The 23,038-nt window shown below is 69.6% G+C and carries 19 protein-coding genes and 1 pseudogene; 15 read left to right on the top strand and 5 right to left on the bottom strand.

Annotation, left to right across the window (positions count from 1 at the left end; genetic code table 11):
• The first annotated feature begins 292 nt into the window (after nucleotides 1-292).
• From ABT154_RS05945 to ABT154_RS05965, 5 genes and pseudogenes are all read left to right on the top strand, one after another.
• Nucleotides 293-1,087 carry a PspA/IM30 family protein gene (locus ABT154_RS05945; RefSeq protein ID WP_351853400.1) on the top strand — a complete coding sequence of 265 codons (795 nt, stop codon included), beginning with the start codon at nucleotides 293-295 and terminating at the stop codon, nucleotides 1,085-1,087.
• Nucleotides 1,088-1,106: 19 nt separating this feature from the next.
• On the top strand, nucleotides 1,107-1,385 hold the full coding sequence (gene pspAA, locus ABT154_RS05950; protein WP_351853403.1) for a PspA-associated protein PspAA: 279 nt from the start codon (nucleotides 1,107-1,109) through the stop codon (nucleotides 1,383-1,385).
• Nucleotides 1,386-1,623: 238 nt separating this feature from the next.
• Nucleotides 1,624-2,865 (top strand): sensor histidine kinase, encoded by a 1,242-nt coding sequence (locus ABT154_RS05955; protein ID WP_351853405.1) that lies wholly within the window; start codon nucleotides 1,624-1,626, stop codon nucleotides 2,863-2,865.
• Nucleotides 2,862-3,551 (top strand): response regulator, encoded by a 690-nt coding sequence (locus ABT154_RS05960; protein WP_351853408.1) that lies wholly within the window; start codon nucleotides 2,862-2,864, stop codon nucleotides 3,549-3,551. The genes ABT154_RS05955 and ABT154_RS05960 overlap by 4 nt, the downstream gene beginning before the upstream one ends.
• 176 nt (nucleotides 3,552-3,727) lie before the next feature.
• Nucleotides 3,728-6,849, top strand: a pseudogene (locus tag ABT154_RS05965) (efflux RND transporter permease subunit).
• Nucleotides 6,850-6,923: 74 nt separating this feature from the next.
• On the opposite strand, the gene nadA reads toward ABT154_RS05965, so the two are convergent.
• Complete coding sequence (nadA, locus tag ABT154_RS05970) at nucleotides 6,924-8,120, bottom strand: quinolinate synthase NadA (RefSeq protein WP_351853411.1); 1,197 nt, start codon at nucleotides 8,118-8,120, stop codon at nucleotides 6,924-6,926.
• Between the two features lie 249 nt (nucleotides 8,121-8,369).
• Between nadA and ABT154_RS05975 the strand changes: the two genes are divergently transcribed.
• Complete coding sequence (locus ABT154_RS05975; RefSeq protein ID WP_015033024.1) at nucleotides 8,370-8,726, top strand: HesB/IscA family protein; 357 nt, start codon at nucleotides 8,370-8,372, stop codon at nucleotides 8,724-8,726.
• An 89-nt stretch (nucleotides 8,727-8,815) separates the two neighbouring features.
• Here ABT154_RS05975 and ABT154_RS05980 read toward each other — a convergent pair whose 3' ends face one another.
• Both ABT154_RS05980 and ABT154_RS05985 read right to left on the bottom strand, forming a co-directional pair.
• Complete coding sequence (locus ABT154_RS05980) at nucleotides 8,816-10,321, bottom strand: hypothetical protein (protein ID WP_351853414.1); 1,506 nt, start codon at nucleotides 10,319-10,321, stop codon at nucleotides 8,816-8,818.
• Between the two features lie 66 nt (nucleotides 10,322-10,387).
• Nucleotides 10,388-10,594, bottom strand: a complete 207-nt coding sequence (locus tag ABT154_RS05985) for a hypothetical protein (RefSeq protein ID WP_056560431.1) — start codon at nucleotides 10,592-10,594, stop codon at nucleotides 10,388-10,390.
• A 134-nt stretch (nucleotides 10,595-10,728) separates the two neighbouring features.
• On the opposite strand from ABT154_RS05985, the gene ABT154_RS05990 reads away from it, so the two are divergent.
• Nucleotides 10,729-11,703, top strand: a complete 975-nt coding sequence (locus ABT154_RS05990) for a carbohydrate kinase family protein (RefSeq protein ID WP_351853417.1) — start codon at nucleotides 10,729-10,731, stop codon at nucleotides 11,701-11,703.
• Between the two features lie 105 nt (nucleotides 11,704-11,808).
• On the opposite strand, the gene ABT154_RS05995 is transcribed toward ABT154_RS05990, so the two are convergent.
• Nucleotides 11,809-13,197, bottom strand: coding sequence for a cysteine desulfurase/sulfurtransferase TusA family protein (locus ABT154_RS05995; RefSeq protein WP_351853419.1), 1,389 nt, complete (start codon nucleotides 13,195-13,197; stop codon nucleotides 11,809-11,811).
• Between the two features lie 345 nt (nucleotides 13,198-13,542).
• Here ABT154_RS05995 and ctaC point away from each other — a divergent pair, with 345 nt between their 5' ends.
• The 4 genes from ctaC (at nucleotide 13,543) to ABT154_RS06015 (ending at nucleotide 18,012) form a co-directional block, all read left to right on the top strand.
• Nucleotides 13,543-14,508, top strand: coding sequence for an aa3-type cytochrome oxidase subunit II (gene ctaC, locus ABT154_RS06000; RefSeq protein WP_351853421.1), 966 nt, complete (start codon nucleotides 13,543-13,545; stop codon nucleotides 14,506-14,508).
• A complete protein-coding gene (gene ctaD, locus ABT154_RS06005) occupies nucleotides 14,505-16,241 on the top strand; it encodes an aa3-type cytochrome oxidase subunit I (RefSeq protein WP_351853424.1) in 1,737 nt (578 codons plus the stop codon). The genes ctaC and ctaD overlap by 4 nt, the downstream gene beginning before the upstream one ends.
• Nucleotides 16,238-16,636, top strand: coding sequence for a cytochrome c oxidase subunit 4 (locus ABT154_RS06010; RefSeq protein ID WP_351853426.1), 399 nt, complete (start codon nucleotides 16,238-16,240; stop codon nucleotides 16,634-16,636). Before ctaD ends, ABT154_RS06010 begins: the two co-directional genes overlap by 4 nt.
• A gap of 122 nt (nucleotides 16,637-16,758) precedes the next feature.
• On the top strand, nucleotides 16,759-18,012 hold the full coding sequence (locus ABT154_RS06015; RefSeq protein WP_351853428.1) for a L,D-transpeptidase: 1,254 nt from the start codon (nucleotides 16,759-16,761) through the stop codon (nucleotides 18,010-18,012).
• Between the two features lie 129 nt (nucleotides 18,013-18,141).
• Here the strand turns inward: ABT154_RS06015 and ABT154_RS06020 are convergent, their stop codons facing one another.
• Complete coding sequence (locus ABT154_RS06020; RefSeq protein ID WP_351853430.1) at nucleotides 18,142-18,543, bottom strand: DNA-binding transcriptional response regulator; 402 nt, start codon at nucleotides 18,541-18,543, stop codon at nucleotides 18,142-18,144.
• Between the two features lie 202 nt (nucleotides 18,544-18,745).
• Here ABT154_RS06020 and ctaE point away from each other — a divergent pair, with 202 nt between their 5' ends.
• The 4 genes from ctaE (at nucleotide 18,746) to qcrB (ending at nucleotide 22,942) form a co-directional block, all read left to right on the top strand.
• Nucleotides 18,746-19,366 (top strand): aa3-type cytochrome oxidase subunit III, encoded by a 621-nt coding sequence (gene ctaE / locus ABT154_RS06025; RefSeq protein WP_351853432.1) that lies wholly within the window; start codon nucleotides 18,746-18,748, stop codon nucleotides 19,364-19,366.
• A 74-nt stretch (nucleotides 19,367-19,440) separates the two neighbouring features.
• Nucleotides 19,441-20,250, top strand: coding sequence for a cytochrome bc1 complex diheme cytochrome c subunit (gene qcrC, locus ABT154_RS06030; protein WP_351853435.1), 810 nt, complete (start codon nucleotides 19,441-19,443; stop codon nucleotides 20,248-20,250).
• The gene (qcrA, locus tag ABT154_RS06035; RefSeq protein WP_351853436.1) at nucleotides 20,247-21,299 is read left to right on the top strand and encodes a cytochrome bc1 complex Rieske iron-sulfur subunit; all 1,053 of its coding nucleotides are present in this window, start codon (nucleotides 20,247-20,249) and stop codon (nucleotides 21,297-21,299) included. The genes qcrC and qcrA overlap by 4 nt, the downstream gene beginning before the upstream one ends.
• Nucleotides 21,296-22,942 (top strand): cytochrome bc1 complex cytochrome b subunit, encoded by a 1,647-nt coding sequence (gene qcrB, locus ABT154_RS06040; RefSeq protein ID WP_351853438.1) that lies wholly within the window; start codon nucleotides 21,296-21,298, stop codon nucleotides 22,940-22,942. The genes qcrA and qcrB overlap by 4 nt, the downstream gene beginning before the upstream one ends.
• Nucleotides 22,943-23,038: the final 96 nt, after the last annotated feature.

A 23,038-nucleotide genomic window follows, 5' to 3' on the forward strand; every position in this document is an offset into this window, starting at 1 on the left:
AGCAATGCTTCGAAAAGATCTTGAAAAATTCTTCGGCATCGGCGGAGCGACAGCGGAGCGGACCGCGTCTTCGAGGTGTGCGTACGCGATGTGTGCGCGGTTCGTACGTGGGACCACTGAGGGTTCCCCCGGATCCGTCTACTCCCTGCGCGGGAGGGAGCACCGGACGTAGTCGTCCTTGGGGAGGAGCGCATCACGCTCCGAACAGTGCGGTAATGGAGACAGGGCCCGTAGTGTGGATCCTGTCGTAGAGCTGGAGCCGAAGTCCGTCAGAAGGGGGCGCGCGAAGCCCATGAGCGGTGTCATGAAGCGTATGGGGATGATCTTCCGCGCGAAGGCGAACAAGGCCCTTGACCGGGCCGAGGATCCGCGCGAGACGCTCGACTACTCGTACCAGAAGCAGTTGGAGCTGCTGCAGAAGGTGCGGCGCGGCGTCGCCGACGTCGCCACCTCCCGCAAGCGGCTGGAACTCCAGCTGAACCAGTTGCAGGGCCAGTCCTCCAAGCTGGAGGACCAGGGCCGCAAGGCGCTCGCCCTCGGCCGCGAGGACCTGGCGCGTGAGGCGCTGTCCCGGCGCGCCGCGCTCCAGCAGCAGGTCAGCGACCTGGAGGTGCAGCACCAGACGCTGCAGGGCGAGGAGGAGAAGCTCACGCTCGCCGCCCAGCGCCTCCAGGCCAAGGTGGACGCATTCCGCACCAAGAAGGAGACCATCAAGGCGACCTACACGGCGGCCCAGGCGCAGACCCGGATCGCCGAGTCCTTCTCCGGCATCTCGGAGGAGATGAGCGACGTCGGCCTCGCGATCCAGCGGGCCGAGGACAAGACCGCCCAGCTCCAGGCGCGCGCAGGCGCGATCGACGAGCTGCTCGCCTCCGGCGCCCTGGACGACCAGTCCGGGCTCGGGAAGGACGACATCCAGGCGGAGCTGGACCGGCTGTCCGGCGGTACGGACGTCGAGCTGGAGCTCCAGCGGATGAAGGCCGAGCTGGCGGGCGGCCCGTCGGCCCAGCAGCAGGCGATCGAGGGCGGTGGCGCGGCGGCGCCCCAGGAGAACACGCAGCAGTCCCACCCGCGGTTCGAGAAGTAGGCGACAGACAGGACGCGTCATGATCGTGCGGATCATGGGGGAGGGCCAGCTGAAGCTGGCCGACAGTCACTTCGTCGAGCTGAACACGCTGGACGACGAGCTGCTCGCGGAGCTGGAGTCGGGGGACGAGGAAGGGTTCCGGCGCACGCTGGGCTCCCTCCTCGACGCTGTCCGGCGGCTCGGCGAGCCACTGCCGGACGACGCCCTCGAACCCTCGGAGCTGATCCTCCCGGCTCCGGACGCGGGCCTGGACGAGGTCAAGGAGATGCTCTCCGACGGCGGCCTGATCCCGGGCTGACCGGGGGGCTCGATCCCGGGCTGACCCGGGGGCTTGATTCCGGCCGATCGGCGGGGGCGTGGACCCCGGCCGATCCCGGGCTCAGCAAACGTCCCGGTCCCGGCCGATCGTGAACCCTGGCCGATCCCGGGCATTCCGGGCCGACCGTGCCGTACGACGGGTCCCGTCGCCTCCGGGGTGGCGGGACATCGTGCTTTCCCGTACGGGTCCCGCCTCCCGCCCCGTACCGTTGTTCCCCGTGACCCCCACCGGCCCTGCCACCGGCACCCCCTTCGCCCGCTTCCGCGACTGGTTCCGCGGGCACCCGCTCGCCTTCGACGCGACGGTGGCGTTCGGCGCGCTCATCTGCATGATCGCCGGGTCGTTCACCGATCCGCACGGCAGCCGGACCGGGCCGACCTTCGGCGACCACGTGCCCGGCGTGACCAGCGTCCTGATCATGGTCGCCGGGGCCGTCGCGCTGGTGCTGCGCCGCCGCTGCCCACTCCGGGTGCTCTGCTTCACCGTGGCCGTCACCCTCGTGGAACTGATCGGCGACAACCGGCCCGCCCCCATCGCCATGAGCGCCGTCGTCGCGCTCTACACGGTCGCCTCCCGCACGGACCGCCCCACCACCTGGCGGGTCGGCCTCGTCACCATGGCGCTGCTGACCGTCGCGGCCATGGCCTTCGGCCCCACCCACTGGTACGCGCAGGAGAACCTCGGCGTCTTCGCCTGGACGGGCATGGCCGCCGCCGCCGGTGACGCCGTGCGCAGCCGGCGGGCCTTCGTCGACGCGATAAGGGAGCGCGCCGAACGGGCCGAGCGGACCCGCGAGGAGGAGGCCGGCCGCCGGGTCGCCGAGGAGCGGCTGCGGATCGCCCGCGACCTCCACGACGTCGTCGCCCACCACATCGCCCTGGTCAACGTGCAGGCGGGCGTCGCCGCCCATGTCATGGACAAGCGCCCCGACCAGGCCAAGGAGGCCCTCGCGCACGTCCGGGAGGCCAGCCGCTCCGCCCTCGACGAACTGCGCGCCACCGTGGGCCTGCTGCGGCAGTCCGGTGACCCGGAGGCGCCCACCGAACCGGCCCCCGGCCTCGCCGTCCTCGACGGGCTCCTCGACACCTTCCGCAAGGCCGGCCTCCCGGTCGCCCTGGCCCGTGCCGACGGCGAGTCGCCGCTGCCCGCCACCGTCGACCTGGCCGCGTACCGGATCGTCCAGGAGGCCCTGACCAATGTGCGCAAGCACGCGGGACCGGACGCGAAGGCCGAGGTGAGCGTCGTCCGGGTGGGCCGTACGGTCGAGATCACCGTCCTCGACAACGGCGGCCCGCCCGCCGCCGGGGACCACGCTCCCCACGGCGGCCACGGCCTCCTCGGCATGCGCGAACGGGTCGGCGCCTTCGGCGGCACCCTGACCGCGGGCCCCCGGTTCGGCGGCGGGTTCCGGGTCCAGGCGATACTGCCCGTGACGTCCCGAACGGGGGAGGACCGATGACGATCCGGGTAGTGCTCGCCGACGACCAGGCCCTGCTGCGCAGCGCCTTCAAGGTGCTGGTCGACTCCGAACCGGACATGCAGGTCGTCGGCGAGGCCGCCGACGGCGCCCAGGCCGTGGCCCTCGCCCGCTCCGAGAAGGCCGATGTCGTCCTCATGGACATCCGGATGCCGGGCACGGACGGCCTCGCCGCCACCCGCATGATCACGGCCGACCCGGAGCTGTCCGAGGTGCGGATCGTCATGCTGACCACCTTCGAGGTCGACGAGTACGTCGTGCAGTCGCTGCGCGCCGGCGCCTCCGGCTTCCTCGGCAAGGGGGCCGAGCCCGAGGAACTGCTCGGCGCGATCCGGATCGCGCACGCGGGCGACGCGCTGCTCTCCCCGGCCGCCACCAAGGGCCTGATCGCCACGTTCCTCGCGCAGGGCCCCGGCGCGGAGGACGTCGGCGGGAGCGGTGCGGCCCGCACCGAGCGGCTGTCCGCGCTCACCGCCCGGGAGCGCGAGGTCCTCGTCCTGGTCGCCGGCGGCCTCTCCAACGACGAGATCGCCGACCGTCTCGACGTCAGCCCGCTCACCGTGAAGACCCATGTCAACCGGGCCATGGCCAAGCTCGGCGCCCGCGACCGGGCCCAGCTGGTGGTCACGGCGTACGAGTCCGGTCTCGTACGCCCCCGGGTGGAGTGAGCGCGTACTCCAGACGCGGTATGCGCCGGATAAGGATCTGGACCCGGGGACCGAGGACTTCCGGCGCTCGATGGCAGATCGTATAGACGGGGGGCGCCCCCGGCGGATCCAGCGGATCCCGGCCGGGGTCCTGGCTGCTCCCGCCTGTCGACGAGCACGCCACAGAAGAGAGACCCATGTCCTGGCTGTCCAGATTCAGCCTCGCGCAACGGGCCCTGATCGGGCTGATCTCCATCGTCGCGATCGTGTTCGGCGCGATCGCGATCCCGCAGCTGAAGCAGCAGTTGTTCCCCTCGATCGAGCTGCCGATGGTCTCGATCCTCGCCCCCTACCAGGGCGCCTCTCCCGATGTGGTCGAGAAGCAGGTCGTGGAGCCCCTGGAGAACAACCTGAAGGCCGTCGACGGCCTGAAGGGCGTCACCTCCACCGCCTCCGAGGGCATGGCCCTCGTCATGGCCTCCTTCGACTAGGCGACGAGTCGACGAAGCAGCTCGTCGCCGACGTCCAGCAGGCCGTGAACCGGGCCCGCGCCCAGCTGCCCGACTCGGTCGACCCGCAGGTCGTCGCCGGCTCGACGGACGACATACCGACCGTCGTCCTCGCCGCCGCCTCCGACAAGGACCCGCAGGCGCTCGCCGACCTCCTGGAGCGGACCGTCGTGCCCGCCCTCGAGGACATCGACGGCGTCGGCCAGGTCTCCGTCAGCGGCGTCCAGGACCTCCAGGTCTCCGTCACCCCGGACGACACGAAGCTCGCCGGGGCCGGCCTCAACTCCATGAAGCTCGCCGAGGCCCTCCGCTCCGGCGGCGGCACGATCCCGGCCGGCTCCTTCTCCGAGGCCGGGAAGAACCGCACCATCCAGGTCGGCGGCGGCTACACCTCGCTGCGCCAGATCGAGGACCTGCGCATCCCCGCGGCCGTCCCCGGCAAGGGCAAGGCGGTCCGCCTCGGCGACGTCGCCACCGTCCGCCAGCAGGAGTCGCCGCGCGTCTCCCTGACCCGGACCAACGGCAAGCCCAGCCTCGCCGTGATGGCCACCATGGACAAGGACGGCAGCGCCGTCGCGATCTCCGACGCCGTCAAGGAGAAGCTGCCCGAGCTGCGCGCCGCCCTCGGCGCGGGCGCCGAGCTGACCGTGGTCTCCGACCAGGGCCCGGCCGTCGCCAAGGCCGTCTCCGGACTGACCACCGAGGGCGCGCTCGGCCTCGTCATGGCCGTCCTGGTGATCCTGGTCTTCCTCGCGTCGATCCGCTCGACCCTGGTGACCGCCGTCTCCATCCCGCTCTCGGTCGTCCTCGCGCTGATCGTGCTGTGGACCCGTGACCTCTCGCTCAACATGCTGACGCTGGGCGCGCTCACCATCGCCATCGGCCGGGTCGTCGACGACTCGATCGTGGTCCTGGAGAACATCAAGCGGCACCTGGGCTACGGCGAGGAGCGCCAGACCGCGATCCTCACCGCCGTCCGCGAGGTGGCGGGCGCCGTCACCTCCTCGACCCTCACCACCGTCGCCGTCTTCCTGCCGATCGGCCTGGCGGGCGGCATGATCGGCGAGCTGTTCGGCTCGTTCTCGCTGACGGTCACGGCGGCCCTGCTCGCCTCGCTGCTCGTCTCGCTGACCGTGGTCCCGGTCCTCTCGTACTGGTTCCTGCGCGCCCCCAAGGGCACCCCGGACGACCTGGCGGAGGCCCGCAGGCTGGCCGAGGAGAAGGAGGAGAAGAGCCGTCTCCAGCGCCTCTACGTGCCGGTCCTGCGGTTCGCGACCCGGCGTCGGCTGACCAGCCTCGCCATCGCTTTCGCCGTCCTCGTCGTCACCTTCGGCATGGCCCCGCTCCTGAAGACGAACTTCTTCGACCAGGGCGAGCAGGAGGTGCTCAGCATCCGGCAGGAGCTGGCGCCCGGCACCGGCCTGGACGCCTCCGACGCCGCCGCGAAGAAGATCGAGAAGCTCCTCGCGGACACCGAGGGCGTCAAGGACTACCAGGTCAACGTCGGCTCGTCCGGCTTCATGGCGGCCTTCGGCGGCGGCACCGGCACCAACCAGGCCACCTACCAGGTCAGCCTGGAGGAGTCCGCCTCCTCCGAGAAGGTCCGCGAGACCGTCGAGAAGGGCCTCGGCTCCCTCGACGGCATCGGCGACACCACCGTCTCGGCCGGCGGCGGCTTCGGCAGCCAGAACCTGAGCGTGGTCGTCAAGGCCGGTGACGCCGAGGTCCTCAAGAAGGCCTCCGAGCAGGTCCGCGCGGCGGTCGCCGGGCTCAAGGACGTCACCGACGTGCAGAGCGACCTCTCGCAGTCCGTGCCGCGGATCTCGGTCAGGGCCAACGCCAAGGCGGCCGACGCGGGCTTCGACTCCACCTCGCTCGGCATGATCGTCGCCCAGGCCGTCCGGGGCACCCCGGCCGCCAAGGCGATCCTCGACGACAGCGAGCGGGACGTCCTGATCACCTCGGCGCGTCCGGTCACCACCCTGGCCGGGCTCAAGGCCCTGCCGCTCGGCCCGGTGAAGCTGGGTGACATCGCCACCGTCGAGCTGGTCCCCGGCCCGGTCTCCATGACCCGGATCGACGGCGCCCGCGCCGCGACGATCACGGCCAAGCCGGTCGGTGACAACACCGGCGCGGTGAGCGCCACCCTCCAGTCGAAGATCAAGTCCCTGGATCTGCCCGAGGGTGCCTCCGCCACCATCGGCGGTGTCTCCGAGGACCAGTCCGATGCCTTCCTCAACCTGTTCCTGGCGATGCTCGCGGCCGTCGCGATCGTCTTCATGCTCCTGGTCGCGACCTTCAGGTCGCTGATCCAGCCGCTGATCCTGCTGGTCTCGGTCCCGTTCGCGGCCACCGGCGCGATCGGTCTCCTGGTGGTCACCGACACCGCGATGGGCGTCCCGGCGATGATCGGCATGCTGATGCTGATCGGCATCGTCGTCACCAACGCCATCGTCCTGATCGACCTGATCAACCAGTACCGGGCCCAGGGCCTCGGCGTCGTCGAAGCGGTCATCGAGGGCGGCCGGCACCGGCTCCGCCCGATCCTGATGACCGCCCTGGCGACGATCTTCGCCCTGCTGCCGATGGCGCTCGGCATCACCGGCGAGGGCGGCTTCATCGCCCAGCCGCTGGCCGTGGTGGTGATCGGCGGTCTGATCACCTCGACGCTGCTGACCCTGCTGCTCGTCCCGACGCTCTACGCGATGGTGGAGCTCCGCAAGGAGCGCCGGAGGCTGAAGAAGGCCGGGAAGGCCGCCGCCGACGTCGTCGACGGGGTGAACAACGTCTTGGACGTCCTCGGCGTCTGAATCCGTACGGCATGACGAAGGGGCGCCCCACGAGCTGGTGGGGCGCCCCTTCCGGCGTACGTACGGGAGAACCGTTACGGCAGCGCCAGCATCCGCTCCAGCGCGAGCTTGGCGAAGCTCTCCGTCTCCTTGTCGACCCGGATCCGGTTGACGAGGTTGCCCTCCGCCAGCGACTCCAGGGTCCACACCAGGTGCGGCAGGTCGATGCGGTTCATGGTCGAGCAGAAGCAGACCGTCTTGTCGAGGAAGACGACCTCCTTGTCCTGGTCGGCGAAACGGTTCGCCAGCCGTCGGACGAGGTTCAGCTCGGTGCCGATCGCCCACTTGGAACCGGCCGGGGCCGCCTCCAGGGTGTTGATGATGTACTCGGTCGAGCCCACGTAGTCGGCGGCGGCGACGACCTCGTTCTTGCACTCCGGGTGGACGAGCACGTTCACGCCCGGGATGCGCGCGCGCACGTCGTTCACCGAGTCCACCGAGAAGCGGCCGTGCACCGAGCAGTGGCCCCGCCACAGGATCATCTTGGCGGCGCGCAGCTCCTCGACGGTCAGTCCGCCGTTGGGCTTGTGCGGGTTGTAGAGCACGCAGTCGTCCAGGGACATGCCCATGTCGCGGACGGCGGTGTTGCGGCCCAGGTGCTGGTCCGGAAGGAACAGCACCTTCTCCCCCTGCTCGAAGGCCCAGTTCAGCGCCCGCTCGGCGTTGGACGAGGTGCAGATCGTGCCCCCGTGCTTGCCGGTGAAGGCCTTGATGTCGGCCGAGGAGTTCATGTACGAGACGGGCACGACCCGCTCGGCGATGCCGGCCTCGGTCAGCACGTCCCAGCACTCCGCGACCTGCTCGGCGGTGGCCATGTCGGCCATCGAGCAGCCGGCCGCCAGGTCGGGCAGGACGACCTTCTGCTCGTCGCCGGTGAGGATGTCGGCCGACTCCGCCATGAAGTGGACACCGCAGAAGACGATGTACTCGGCCTCCGGCTTGGCGGCGGCGTCGCGCGCGAGCTTGAAGGAGTCGCCGGTGACATCGGCGAACTGGATGACCTCGTCGCGCTGGTAGTGGTGGCCGAGGACGAAGACCTTGTCCCCGAGCTTCTCCTTGGCGGCGCGGGCGCGCTCCACCAGGTCCGGGTCGGAGGGAGACGGCAGATCGCCGGGACACTCCACGCCGCGCTCGCTCTTCGGGTCGGCCTCGCGACCGAGCAGGAGCAGGGCGAGCGGCGTCGGCTGTACGTCGAGCTCAGGACGGGTTTGGGCCGTGGTCACGTCACGCACCCTTTCTTCGGGGAACCTTTTCGTCGAAATGACGCTATCTATCATAACCCCTTCACGTCACGTTGACGATGTCCATAGTGTCGATGTGACGAATTCGCCTTCGCCGTCCCTGGACTTCGTCGTCCCCGCAGATGGACAGGGTGTGCGAGCATGAAGGAGGAAAGACCCCACGCGGCCCGGAATGAATCCGGGGCACCGTCGGTTGCAACCGTCGGCAAGCAGTCTCCGTACACACCGGGAGAGAAGCAGATGTCCGTATCGGACGAGAAGACCACTGTCAGCGACGGCATCCTCCTGTCCGACGCCGCCGCGGCCAAGGTCAAGGCCCTCCTCGACCAGGAAGGCCGCGAGGACCTGGCCCTGCGCGTCGCCGTTCAGCCCGGCGGCTGCTCCGGCCTGCGTTACCAGCTGTTCTTCGACGAGCGTTCGCTCGACGGCGATGTCGTCAAGGACTTCGACGGCGTCAAGGTCGTCACCGACCGCATGAGCGCCCCGTACCTGGGTGGCGCCTCGATCGACTTCGTCGACACCATCGAGAAGCAGGGCTTCACCATCGACAACCCGAACGCCACGGGCTCCTGCGCCTGCGGCGACTCGTTCAGCTAGGCCGTACGTACGTGAGGGCGGCGGCCCGGGAGTGATCCCGGGCCGCCGCCCTCACGTATGCCCCGGCCGGACCCCGGCGCACCGGCGTCTCAGCGCCGCGGCACCGCCTCGCCGCTCGCCGCGTCGACCACCGGACGGGAGCCCAGCGGCACCTGGAGCGTCACGGTCCGGGTGAACTCCTTGGCGACCATGATGCAGACCCGGTCCGGGTCGACCGGCGCCTCGGTGATCCGCACCGACACCCGCTCCGGACGCTCCTCGGCCGTCACCTCGTACGTGCTGCACACCCCGCCCCAGAAGGTGACGGCGAGCTTCCGGCCGCCGTCCTCCGAGCGGTAGGACTCGACCTGCCGTGCCGGCGCCGTGCCGCCGTCCCCGGGAGGAGGCGTCGGCGAGGGCTTCGCGGGCGGCGCCAGGTACTCCTGGGCCACCGCCGTCTCCGGCACCGTGTACGGCGCCCCGTCGTCCGGGTCCGCCGTGAACAGCCAGGACGGTACGAGCAGCCGCTCGCCGTCCACATCGCGCGCGGCCAGACCGAACACCGCGCCCGTCACCGCCACCCGCTCCGGCTGCGCCCGGTCCACGACCGTCCGGCAGGGCCCGCCGGGCTCGGTCTGCCCGTTCCCCTCGACCCGCCCGCTCCCGATGACGTCACCCGGCGAGGTGGGCGGCCCGGTGGGGCAGCCCCCGACACCGACGGGGCCGGCGCCCTTCGACTCCTCGTTCAGCGCGGCGAGCGCCTTCGACGCCCCGACCACCGGATACGTGGCGCCGCGCACCGGCACCTTGAGCATCCCGCTCCCGGAGACCGGCTTCCCGTCCCGGCCGATGTGCAGCCCCGTCGACCAGCCGTAGGTCGGCAGCCCGCCCACCACCGGATCGGCGTTGACCACCCGAACCGAACCGTTCACCACCTGGCTCGCGGTGACCTTCGCGTCGTCCTGGCCGAGCGCCTTCAGGACCGGAGCCGCCGCCGCCTTCGCCGCCGCCTCGCTCAGCGGCGTACCGCCCGGCGACTGCTTCGAGGGCTCTCCGGGCGGCGGGCAGGCCTTGCCCTTCAGACAGGTGTCGCCGACCGGTCCGCCGTCGTACCAGGAGTACGTCCAGTTCCCCGGTGCCTGCTTCGCCACGTCGAGCCGCGGCCCCGCACCGTCCTTCTCGGGCCGGATGGTCCAGACGTCCCCCACCAGGGCCGGACGGCCGGAGACGCCCAGCGCCCCGGCCAGCCTGGTCACCTCCGCGGAGGTGACCAGGCCCTCGGGCCGGTGGACCGCGGCCGAGGAGGGCCCTTGGGGGAGTGGGCCCTTGGCTGTGTAGACGGTCCCGTTCGGACCGCCGCCGGGGTCGGGCTCGCCGGGCGCGATCCCGGGACCGCCCCGGGTGGCCGTCTCGCCGCCGGTGCCCGTACCGCCGCCTCCGAGCCGCAGCGGGGGTGGGGGCCCGGCCGCGTCGGCGGCCCGGCCCGCCGGTCCGGTGTCGTCACCGGACGCCGCGCCGGCCAGGTAGACCCCGCCGCCCCCGGCGAGCAGCACACCCGCCGCCACCGAGGCGGCCAGGACGTTCCGTCGCCTCCGTACGTTCTCCGTACCGCTCACCGCAAAGCTCCCTCGTCTCGACCGGACGCCGATGGGACGGAGCGGGCGGGCGGACGGTTCCGTCCGTCAGCCCCCGTATTCGGCCGTGGCGTCGATCAGCCGTGCCGATGCCGCCGGTACGACGACCCCGTGGATCAACGCCGGGGAGACCGGGGCGGGTACGGGGGAGGCGGGGGTCACCCAGTGCGGAGCCATCCGAGCGCTGTCGCCCCGCAGGTCGGCGAGGCTCAACTCGGACTCGTGTCGCTCACGTGAAGCGGGGTAGAGGGTCATGGGCGCACCGTAAGCACCGTACGCCCCCGGGGAAAAGGCCTACTCTGGGGTAGTTTCCACTGTTCGGCAGGCGCGCCCCCACCCGGTAGCGTGAACTGTCTGTCATTGCCGCCTTCCCGCAGGAGCACCCCGCCGTGCGTATCGCAGTCACCGGCTCCATCGCCACCGACCACCTCATGACCTTCCCCGGCCGGTTCGCCGACCAGCTCGTGGCCGACCAGCTCCACACGGTGTCGCTCTCCTTCCTCGTCGACAACCTCGACGTCCGGCGGGGCGGTGTCGGCCCCAACATCTGCTTCGGCATGGGCCAGCTCGGCGGCAGCCCGGTCCTGGTGGGCGCGGCCGGCTACGACTTCGACGAGTACCGGGGCTGGCTCGACCGGCACGGCGTCGACACCGGCTCGGTGCGGATCTCCGAGGTCCTGCACACCGCCCGCTTCGTCTGCACCACGGACAGGGACCACAACCAGATCGGCTCCTTCTACACGGGCGCGATGAGCGAGGCCCGGCTGATCGAGCTCAAGGCCGTCGCCGACCGCGTCGGCGGGCTCGACCTGGTCCTGATCGGCGCCGACGACCCCGAGGCGATGCTCCGCCACACCGAGGAGTGCAAGACGCGCGGCATCCCCTTCGCCGCCGACTTCTCGCAGCAGATCGCCCGCATGGCCGGCGAGGAGATCCGCACGCTCCTCGACGGGTCGACCTACCTCTTCTCCAACGAGTACGAGAAGGGCCTCATCGAGTCCAAGACCGGCTGGACCGACGCCGAGATCCTCGCCCGCGTCGGCCACCGGGTCACCACCCTCGGCTCGCGCGGTGTGCGCATCGAGCGCGTCGGTGACACCCCGATCGAGGTCGGCTGCCCCGAGGAGACCGCCAAGGTCGATCCGACCGGCGTCGGCGACGCCTTCCGCGCCGGCTTCCTCACCGGCCTGTCCTGGGGCGTCGGCCTGGAGCGCGCCGCGCAGGTCGGCTGCATGCTGGCCACCCTGGTCATCGAGACCCTCGGCACCCAGGAGTACACCCTGCGCCGCGCCAACTTCATGGAGCGCTTCACCAAGGCGTACGGCGAGGACGCCGCCGCCGAGGTCCAGTCGCACCTGGCCTGACACCACCCGCCCGGGGCCCGCACGCGCGGCCCCGCGGCATGTCCGGGCACACCGGGGCCCGCGCACGCGCGCGGGCCCCGTGGCGCATCCGCGCCGTCGGCGGGTCTACGCCACCCGGCGCACCACGTACGCCACGCCGCCGCGCTCCGAGGGCTCCTCGCCCACGTACTCCTGGCCGCGCATCTCGCACCAGGCCGGGATGTCCAGCCGCGCCGCCGCGTCGTCCGCCAGGACCGTCACCGTGCCGCCCACCGGGACGTCACCGATCACCTTCGCCAGCTCGATCACCGGGATCGGGCAGCGCCGGCCGAGCGCGTCCACCACCAGCGGGCCCGCCTCCGCCGCCGGGGCGGCCACCGGGGCCACCGGGGCGCCCAGCCGCTCCCGTACGCCCGCCACCACCCCCGGCAGCACCTCAAGGAAGCGGTCCACGTCCTCGGCCGTCGTGCCCGCCGGCAGGGACACCCGGACGTTCCCCTCGCTCAGCACCCCCATCGCCCGCAGCACATGGCTGGGCGTCAGCGTCGAACTCGTGCACGACGAACCGGATGAAACGGAGAAACCCTCCCGGTCCAGCTCGTGCAGCAGTGTCTCCCCATCGACATAGAGACAGGAGAACGTCACCAGATGGGGCAGCCGGCGCACCGGGTCGCCCACCACCTCCACCTCGGGCACCAGCTCCGGCACCCGCGCCCGGATCCGGTCCACGAGCGCTCGCAGCCGCGCCCCCTCGGCCGCCGCCTCCGCCCGCACCGCCCGCAGCGAGGCCGCCGCCGCCACGATCCCCGGCAGATTCTCGAAACCGGGCGATCGGCCCGACTCCCTCTCGTCCGAAGGGCCTTGGGGCGCGAACCTGATTCCCTTGCGCACGGCGAGCAGCCCCACCCCCGCCGGGCCGCCCCATTTGTGCGCGCTCGCCGTGAGCAGCGACCAGCCGTCCGCCACCGGCCCCCAGCCGAGCGACTGGGCCGCGTCCACCAGGAGCGGCACCCCCGCCGCCCGGCAGGCCTCGGCCACCTCCGCCACCGGCTGCTCGGTCCCCACCTCGTGGTTGGCCGACTGGAGACACGCCAGGGCCGTACCGGCGTCGAGCGCCGCCGCGAACCCGGCGGCGTCCACCGCGCCGGACCGGCCCACCGGCACCTCGGCCACCGCCCCGCCCGCCGCCGCGTGCGACTCGGCCGCATGGAGCACGGAGGAGTGTTCGACCGCGGAGAACAGGAGCCGGTTCCCGACACGCCGACGCCCCGCGAGAGTGCCGGAGATTCCCGCGTGAACCGCGCGCGTCCCCGAAGGAGTGAACACGAGCTCGTCCGGGCGACACCCCACGGCCTCCGCCGCGGCCTCCCGGGCGGCGTCGAGGAGCAGCCGGGCCCGCCTCCCCTCCCGGTACAGCCGGGCCGGATCGGCCCAGCCCTCGTCCAGGGAGGCGAGCAGCGCCTGACGGGCGACGGGGTGCGGCGGGGCGGCGGACGCGGCGTCGAAGTACGGCATCCGCCCACCGTAGGGCCTGTGGGAACCGGCCGGACGGCCCGGTCGCGGCGGGGCCCGGGGTGATCTTCGTCCGGCCCCGGTGAGCCCTCGTCAGAAGCGGGCGGCGGCGCACCGGCAGACCGCCGAACGGACGCGTTCCACCCCCCTCCGGAACCCCGGAGTCCACCCCTTCGGGGACTCGGACGGCGCGTTGGGCACCCTCCCCGCGCGACCCCAAATAGCGTCCAGTAGGGTTTGGTCCGCATAAACATCCAAACCCCTGCCCGCGGCCGGGGCGGCGACCGACCAGCGAGACGGACGGCCGTGGCCGACCAACGCGGGCCGAGACTCTCGGGAAGGCGCTACGTGAGTCCCAACGGCTCCGACCGCTCGTCGCGGCGCCCGATGCGGCGGAAGCTGCCGCAGGTGCTGACTGCGGGCCTGATCCTGGCGACAGCCACGGGCTGCTCGTACAACTGGGAAGACTTCCCCCGCCTCGGTATGCCCACCCCAGTCACGGAAGAGGCGCCTCGGATCCTCTCCCTGTGGCAGGGCTCCTGGGCTGCCGCGCTCATTACCGGCGTCCTGGTGTGGGGCCTGATCCTCTGGGCCACCATCTTCCACCGGCGCAGCCGGACCAAGGTCGAGGTACCTCCGCAGACCCGTTACAACATGCCCATCGAGGCGCTGTACACGGTCACTCCGCTCATCATCGTCTCGGTGCTCTTCTACTTCACCGCGCGCGACGAGTCGAAGCTCCTCGAGCTCTCCCCGAAGCCGGCCCACACGGTCAACGTGGTCGGCTACCAGTGGAGCTGGGGCTTCAACTACGTCGAGAACGTGCCCGGTGTGAAGGGTGACGCCAAGACGGACAAGAACCTCGCCTCGATCCCGGACAAGTTCCTGGAGGCGTTCCCGGAGAACGCCGGCGGTGTCTACGACGCCGGTATCCCCGGCGACCGGAACCCGCAGACGGGCAACCCGGGTCCGACCCTGTGGCTGCCCAAGGGCGAGAAGGTCAGGTTCGTCCTGACCTCGCGTGACGTCATCCACTCCTTCTGGGTCGTCCCCTTCCTGATGAAGCAGGACGTCATCCCGGGGCACACCAACGCCTTCGAGGTGATTCCGACGCAGGAAGGCACGTTCCTCGGCAAGTGTGCCGAGCTGTGCGGTGTCGACCACTCCCGGATGCTCTTCAACGTCAAGGTGGTCTCCCCGGAGCGCTACCAGGCGCACCTGAAGGAGCTGGCCGAGAAGGGGCAGACCGGCTACATCCCGTCTGGCATCGAGCAGACGGACCCGGCCAGGAATGCGGAGAAGAACCAACTGTGAGCATCCACAACGAAACCCAGGGTGCCGCCGCAGCTGAGGACTCGTACGAGAACGAGCTGCCCGTACGGCGCAAGCAGCCCGGTAACGTCGTGATCAAGTGGCTGACCACCACCGATCACAAGACGATCGGGACGATGTACCTGGTCACGTCGTTCGTCTTCTTCTGCATCGGCGGACTCATGGCGCTCTTCATGCGCGCCGAGCTGGCCCGTCCGGGTACGCAGATCATGTCGAACGAGCAGTTCAACCAGGCGTTCACGATGCACGGCACGATCATGCTGCTGATGTTCGCGACGCCGCTCTTCGCCGGATTCGCGAACTGGATCATGCCGCTGCAGATCGGCGCGCCCGACGTGGCGTTCCCGCGGCTGAACATGTTCGCCTACTGGCTCTACCTGTTCGGCTCGATCATCGCGGTGGCCGGCTTCCTCACCCCGCAGGGTGCGGCGGACTTCGGCTGGTTCGCCTACTCCCCGCTGTCGGACGCCGTCCGCTCGCCGGGTGTCGGCGCCGACATGTGGATCATGGGTCTGGCCTTCTCCGGCTTCGGCACGATCCTCGGTTCGGTCAACTTCATCACCACGATCATCTGCATGCGCGCTCCGGGCATGACGATGTTCCGCATGCCGATCTTCACCTGGAACGTGCTGCTGACCGGTGTCCTGGTCCTGCTCGCCTTCCCGGTGCTGGCCGCCGCGCTGTTCGCCCTTGAGGCGGACCGCAAGTTCGGTGCCCACGTCTTCGACGCGGCCAATGGCGGAGCCTTGCTCTGGCAACACCTCTTCTGGTTCTTCGGACACCCAGAGGTGTACATCATCGCCTTGCCCTTCTTCGGCATCATCTCCGAGGTCATCCCGGTCTTCAGCCGCAAGCCGATGTTCGGCTACATCGGTCTGGTGGCCGCGACCATCGCGATCGCCGGTCTCTCCGTGACCGTGTGGGCGCACCACATGTACGTCACCGGTGGCGTGCTCCTCCCGTTCTTCTCCTTCATGACGTTCCTCATCGCCGTACCGACAGGCGTGAAGTTCTTCAACTGGATCGGAACGATGTGGAAGGGCTCACTGTCCTTCGAGACACCGATGCTCTGGGCCGTCGGCTTCCTGATCACCTTCACCTTCGGTGGTCTGACCGGCGTCATCCTGGCCTCGCCCCCGATGGACTTCCACGTCTCCGACTCGTACTTCGTCGTGGCGCACTTCCACTACGTGATCTTCGGCACCGTCGTCTTCGCGATGTTCTCCGGCTTCCACTTCTGGTGGCCGAAGTTCACCGGCAAGATGCTCGACGAGCGCCTCGGCAAGATCACGTTCTGGACGCTGTTCGTGGGCTTCCACGGCACGTTCCTGGTGCAGCACTGGCTGGGTGCCGAGGGCATGCCGCGTCGTTACGCGGACTACCTCGACGCCGACGGCTTCACCGCGCTGAACACGATCTCGACGATCTCCTCCTTCCTGCTCGGTCTGTCGATCCTGCCGTTCTTCTACAACGTCTGGAAGACCGCCAAGTACGGCAAGAAGGTCGAGGTCGACGACCCGTGGGGCTACGGCCGTTCGCTCGAATGGGCGACGTCCTGCCCGCCGCCGAGGCACAACTTCCTCACCCTGCCGCGGATCCGTTCCGAGTCCCCGGCGTTCGACCTGCACCACCCTGAGATCGCCGCTGTCGATCAGCTGGAGAACAAGGGTCACGAGGCCGAGGCCCTCACGGGCGCCAAGGAGGCCGGCAAGTGAAGATCCAGGGCAAGATGTTCATCTGGCTGAGCGTCTTCATCCTTGCCGTCGCGATCCTGTACGGCGTCTGGTCCAAGGAGCCGGTCGGTACGACGGCGCTCTTCCTGGCCTTCGGCCTGTCCATCATGATCGGCTACTACCTGGCGTTCACGGCCAAGCGTGTCGACGCGATGGCGCAGGACGACAAGGAGGCCGACGTCGCGGACGAGGCCGGTGAGGTGGGCTTCTTCGCCCCCCACAGCTGGCAGCCGCTGTCGCTGGCCATCGGTGGTGCGCTCGCCTTCCTCGCCATCGCGATGGGCTGGTGGCTGCTCTACTTCTCCTTCCCGATGATCCTGATCGGCCTCTTCGGCTGGGTCTTCGAGTTCTACCGGGGCGAGAACCAGAACCAGTAGCGGTACCCCGCTCCGTACCGGAGCACCCCGAGGGGCCCGGACGCTTCGTCACCGAAGCGTCCGGGCCCCTCTTTTGCAGCACTCGGCGCGCTGGCCGCGAGGATTGTCCTTAGCGTGAAGTCATGAACGACACGCCGCGCATTCGGACTGTTCTGAGCTGCACCCTCCTGACCGTCACCGTCACCGCGGGCGCCACCGCGTGTGCGGGCTCCGACGGACATCCGCTGTCGGCGCGGGCCTACGACGCGTCCGGACAGCTCGCGGTCAACGCCCCCGCCGACGGCGCCAAGGCGGATCCCGAGAAGCCCCTGGAGATCACCGCCAAGGACGACGACGGGCGGATCACCGACGTGACCGCCATCGACGCCGCGGGACACCACCTGGCGGGCGAACTCACCGCGGACGGGCAGCGCTGGCGCTCCACGGCCGCGCTGGCGGCCGGCGCCCGCTACACGGTCCGGGTGGCCATGGAGGACGAGGACGGCGCCCCAGGGGCCCGTACGTTCACCTTCGAGACGGCTCCGGCGAAACGGGCCCTGACGGCGACCTTCGGCCCGGAGGCGGGCACGTACGGCGTCGGACAGCCCATCACGGCCGACCTCAGCCTCCCCGTCAAGGACCGCAAGGCCCGCGCGGTCGTCGAACGGGCCCTCAAGGTCCGCTCCACGCCCTCCGTCGAGGGCGCCTGGTACTGGGTGGACGACAAGAAGCTGCACTTCCGCCCGAAGGAGTACTGGCCCGCGGGGACGCTCGTCACGGTCACCGGGAACCTGGACGGCCTCAAGGTCGGCGACAAGCTCTACGGCGGCGCGTCCAAGCCGCTGAAGCTCACGATCGGCGACCGGATCGAGGCGGAGACGGACGCCGAGACCCACTACATGACGGTGAAGCGCAACGGAGAAGTGATCAACACCATTCCGGTGACCACCGGCAAACCGGGCTTCTCCACCCGAAACGGCATCAAAGTCGTGCTCGGGAAGGAGTACTACGTCCGGATGCGCGGCACCAGCATCGGCATCTCGGAGGGCAGCTCCGACTCGTACGACCTGCCGGTCTACTACGCCACCCGGGTCACCTGGAGCGGCGAGTACGTGCACGCCGCGCCCTGGTCCGTGGGTTCGCAGGGCGTCGCGAACGTCAGCCACGGCTGTGTCGGGATGTCGACGGGGAACGCGGCCTGGTTCTACGAGACCGTCCGCCCCGGCGACCTCGTCCGCGTCGTCAACAGCTACGGCGACACGATGGACACCTTCGGCAACGGCTTCGGCGACTGGAACATGCCGTGGGACAAGTGGCGCACGGGCAGCGCCCTGGTGGAGGCCACCGACAGCCCGGTGACCTCCACGGAGAAGGCCCGTCTCAGGCCCTCGATCTGATCAGGGCGAGTGAGCCGAAGGGCGCCGCGGGTGTCGAAAGGGGGGAGCGCGCGGAGGCCCGAGGAACGAGGGCCGAGCACGGTCGACCGTCGACGCCCGCTGAAGGCGCCCGGAGGCGAACCGAGCCCGTTAAGAGGCGATCGACAGGCGCGAGCGCAGCAGGGCCGCGAGGGACGCCGCGAACTCGACCGGTTCCACCGGAAGGGTGACCGCGGCGTCCGCGCGGCTCCAGGTGGCCAGCCAGGCGTCCTGCGGGCGGCCGATGAGCAGCAGCACCGGCGGGCACCGGAAGACCTCGTCCTTGATCTGCCGGCAGACCCCCATGCCGCCCGCGGGCACCGCCTCGCCGTCCAGGACGCACACGTCGATGCCGCCCTCGTCCAGGCGCTTCAGCACCGCGTGCAGCGTCGCGCACTCCACGAACTCCACCGGGGGCACGTCCGACGCGGGCCTGCGCCCCGCCGCCAGCCGTACCTGCTCGCGGGTGTTCGCGTCGTCGCTGTAGACCAGGACCGTGGCACTCGACTGCATCGTTCCTCCGGCTGGGAAGGCGGGTGGGTCGTCGTCGACCGATGCGCGGATGCTACTCCGGTCCACACCCCGTCAACACCCGTTCAACACCTGTTCGAAGGGTGCTCGGAGGCCCTCGCACTGGGCCGTTCGGGCTGGACACACCCCTCGGACACTCCGAACGGCACCCCCCGGGGTGAGGGCGGGATAAGCGACCGACATAATGTCGGTCGTGGCGACAGTAACGACAGTAGAAACAGGGCACGCGCACCCGTCGGTCAATCGACCGAACCTCACCAGCGTCGGAACCATCATCTGGTTGAGCTCCGAGCTGATGTTCTTCGCGGCCCTCTTCGCGATGTACTTCACCCTGCGATCGGTGATGGGAGCCGACTTCTGGGCGGAAAAGGCCGATGCCTTGAACTTCCCGTTCTCGGCTACCAACACCACGATCCTGGTGCTCTCCTCACTCACCTGCCAGCTCGGCGTCTTCGCCGCGGAGCGCGGCGACGTGAAGAAGCTCAGGACGTGGTTCATCCTCACGTTCGTGATGGGTTCGATCTTCATCGGCGGCCAGGTCTTCGAGTACACCGAGCTGGTGAAGAAGGACGGCCTCTCGCTGTCCTCCGACCCGTACGGCTCCGTGTTCTACCTGACCACCGGCTTCCACGGCCTGCACGTGACGGGCGGTCTCATCGCCTTCCTGCTGGTCCTCGGCCGGACGTACGCCGCCAAGAGGTTCACCCACGAGCAGGCAACCGCCGCCATCGTCGTGTCCTACTACTGGCACTTCGTCGATGTCGTCTGGATCGGCCTCTTCGCCACGATCTACATGATCAAGTAATCGGCGCCGCCTCCATGGCGGACCGAGACATCCAGCAAGCATCGACGCAGAAGATCCTGACACCGGGGTAATCCGTGAATAAGCTCTCCGCACGACGACGCCATCCGCTGGCGGCGGTCGTCGTCCTACTTCTCGCGCTGGCGGCCACTGGGGGGCTGTACGCCGCGTTCGCGCCCGCGGGCACGGCGAAGGCCGATGAAACCGCCCAGTCCCTCGCCATCGAGGAGGGGAAGAAGCTCTACTCCGTCGGCTGCGCCAGCTGCCACGGAACCGGGGGTCAGGGCACCACTGACGGCCCGTCCCTCGTCGGCGTCGGTTCGGCCGCCGTCGACTTCCAGGTCGGCACGGGTCGCATGCCGGCCCAGCAGCCGGGCGCCCAGGTCCCGAAGAAGAAGGTCATCTACTCGCAGGCTGAGATCGATCAGCTCGCGGCGTACGTCGCCTCTCTCGGTGCCGGTGCGATCACGCCCACCGAGGGCCAGTACAGCCCGGTCGGTGCCGACGCCGCCCGCGGTGGCGAGCTGTTCCGCACCAACTGTGCCCAGTGCCACAACTTCACCGGTGAAGGTGGCGCGCTGACCCATGGCAAGTACGCCCCCGGCCTCGAAGGCGTGAGCCCGAAGCACCTCTACGAGGCCATGCAGACCGGCCCGCAGAACATGCCCTCCTTCCCGGACACGACCATGCCGGAGAAGGAGAAGAAGGACATCATCGCGTACGTCAAGTCCGTCAACGGCGAGAAGGCCGACAACCCGGGCGGTCTCTCGCTCGGTGGCCTCGGCCCCGTCAGTGAGGGCCTGTTCGCCTGGATCTTCGGTCTGGGCGCGCTGATCGCAGTTGCCATCTGGGTCGCGGCCCACACCGCTAAGGCCAAGAAGTCATGAGTAGCCAAGAGATTCCAGAAGAGAACCTGCCGGCAGGGCAGGACACCGCGCACGGCGCGGTGATGGTCGCCGACGACCCGTTCGCCGACCCGGGCCTCCCGCCCCACAAGCCCCGCATCCAGGACATCGACGAGCGGGCCGCCCGTCGGTCCGAGCGCGCGGTCGCCTTCATGTTCACGCTGTCGATGCTGGCCACTGTCGGCTTCATCGCCGCGTACGTGATCTTCCCGGTCGACAAGATCGTGTACATCTGGCCCTTCGGCCGGGTGTCCGCGCTCAACTTCTCGCTCGGCTGGACCCTCGGCCTCGCCCTCTTCTTCATCGGCGCGGGCGCGGTCCACTGGGCCCGCACCCTGATGTCCGACGTCGAGATCGCGGACGAGCGGCACCCGATCCAGGCCGACGCCGAGACCAAGGCGAAGGTCATGTCGGACTTCGCGGCCGGTGCCGCCGAGTCCGGCATGGGGCGCCGCAAGCTCATCCGCAACACGATGTTCGGCGCGCTGTCGCTCGTACCGCTCTCCGGCATCGTGCTGCTGCGTGACATGGGCCCGCTGCCCGAGAAGAAGCTCCGGACCACGCTGTGGACCAAGGGCCTTCAGCTCATCAACATGAACACGCACGAGCCGCTGCGTCCCGAGGACGTCGCGGTCGGTTCGCTGACCTTCGCGATGCCGGAAGGCCTGTCGGAGCACGACGAGCACTTCCAGACCGAGATCGCCAAGGCCGCCCTGATGATCGTCCGGATCCAGCCGGACGACATCAAGGACAAGCGCGAGCTCGAGTGGTCGCACGAGGGCATCGTCGCCTTCTCGAAGATCTGCACCCACGTGGGCTGCCCGATCTCCCTGTACGAGCAGCAGACGCACCACGTCCTCTGCCCGTGCCACCAGTCCACCTTCGACCTCTCCGACGGCGCCCGCGTCATCTTCGGCCCGGCCGGTCACGCCCTCCCGCAGCTGCGGATCGGCGTGAACGACAAGGGCTTCCTGGAGGCGCTCGGCGACTTCGACGAGCCCGTCGGTCCTGCCTTCTGGGAGCGCGGATGAACACTGTGACGACGAATACATCAGCCGCTGGCGCGGCGGGCAAGAAGGCACCCGCCGGTGAGCGGGTCGCCGACTGGGCCGACGGTCGCCTGGGGATCTACACGCTGGCCAAGGCCAACATGCGGAAGATCTTCCCGGACCACTGGTCCTTCATGCTGGGCGAGATCTGCCTCTACAGCTTCCTCATCATCATCCTGACGGGTGTCTATCTGACGCTGTTCTTCCACCCGTCGATGAACGAGGTGGAGTACGTCGGACCGTACGTCCCGCTCCAGGGACAGCTGATGTCCGAGGCGTTCAACTCGACCATGTACATCTCGTTCGAGGTGCGCGGTGGTCTGCTCATCCGGCAGATCCACCACTGGGCGGCGCTGATCTTCCTCGCCGGCATGTTCGTGCACATGATGCGCGTGTTCTTCACGGGCGCGTTCCGCAAGCCGCGTGAGATCAACTGGCTGTTCGGCTTCCTGCTGTTCTTCCTGGGCATGTTCACCGGCTTCACCGGTTACTCGCTCCCGGACGACCTGCTCTCCGGCACCGGTGTCCGCTTCATGCAGGGCGCGATCCTGTCCGTGCCGGTCATCGGCACGTACCTGTCGATGTTCCTGTTCGGCGGGGAGTTCCCCGGCGGCGACTTCGTGGCCCGGTTCTACTCGGCCCACATCCTGCTGCTGCCCGGCATCATGCTCGGCCTCGTGGTCGCCCACCTCATCCTGGTGTTCTTCCACAAGCACACGCAGTTCGCCGGCCCCGGCCGTACGAACAAGAACGTCGTGGGCATGCCGCTGCTGCCGGTCTACATGGCCAAGGCCGGAGGCTTCTTCTTCCTGGTCTTCGGTGTCATCGCGGTCATCGCGGCCATCGCCTCGATCAACCCGATCTGGGCCATCGGCCCGTACCGGCCGGACCAGGTGTCCACCGGCGCCCAGCCCGACTGGTACATGGGCTTCGCCGAGGGTCTGATCCGAGTGATGCCGGGCTGGGAGATCAACCTGTGGGGCCACACGCTGGTCCTCGGTGTGATGATCCCGCTGGCGATCTTCCCGGCGGTCCTCGCGGCGATCGGTGTCTACCCGTTCATCGAGTCGTGGATCACGGGCGACAAGCGCGAGCACCACATCGCGCAGCGCCCGCGCAACGCTCCGACGCGCACCGCCTTCGGTGTCGCCTGGATCACCGCGTACATGGTCATGCTCGTGGGTGGTGGAAACGACCTCTGGGCGACCCACTTCCACCTGTCGCTGAACTCGATCACCTGGTTCGTGCGGATCTTCTTCTTCCTCGGCCCGATCATCGCGTTCATCGCCACCAAGCGGATCTGCCTCGGCCTCCAGCGCCGCGACAAGGACAAGGTGCTGCACGGACGCGAGTCCGGCATCATCAAGCGCCTGCCGCACGGTGAGTTCGTCGAGGTCCACCAGCCGCTCAGCCAGGGCGAGCTGCACCGCCTCACGGCACACGAGCAGTACGACGCGGCGGAGCTTCCGCCGGCCGTCGACGAGAACGGCGTGGAGCGCAAGGTCGGGAGCATCGAGAAGCTCCGGGTCAAGCTCAACAAGGGCTACTACGGCGACGACAGCCAGATCGCCAAGCCCACGGTCGACGAGTTCCAGGAGATCCAGAGCGGCCACGGCCACCACTGATCGCCTGAACTCATGATGTGAGACAAGTCGCCACGGCGAGAGCCCCGTCCATTCGATGGACGGGGCTCTTCGCCGTCCCCGGGGGTCGATAGGGTG

It is taken from the genome of Streptomyces sp. NPDC001728 (assembly GCF_040297565.1).
In the GTDB taxonomy this organism is placed as follows: Bacteria; Actinomycetota; Actinomycetes; order Streptomycetales; family Streptomycetaceae; genus Streptomyces.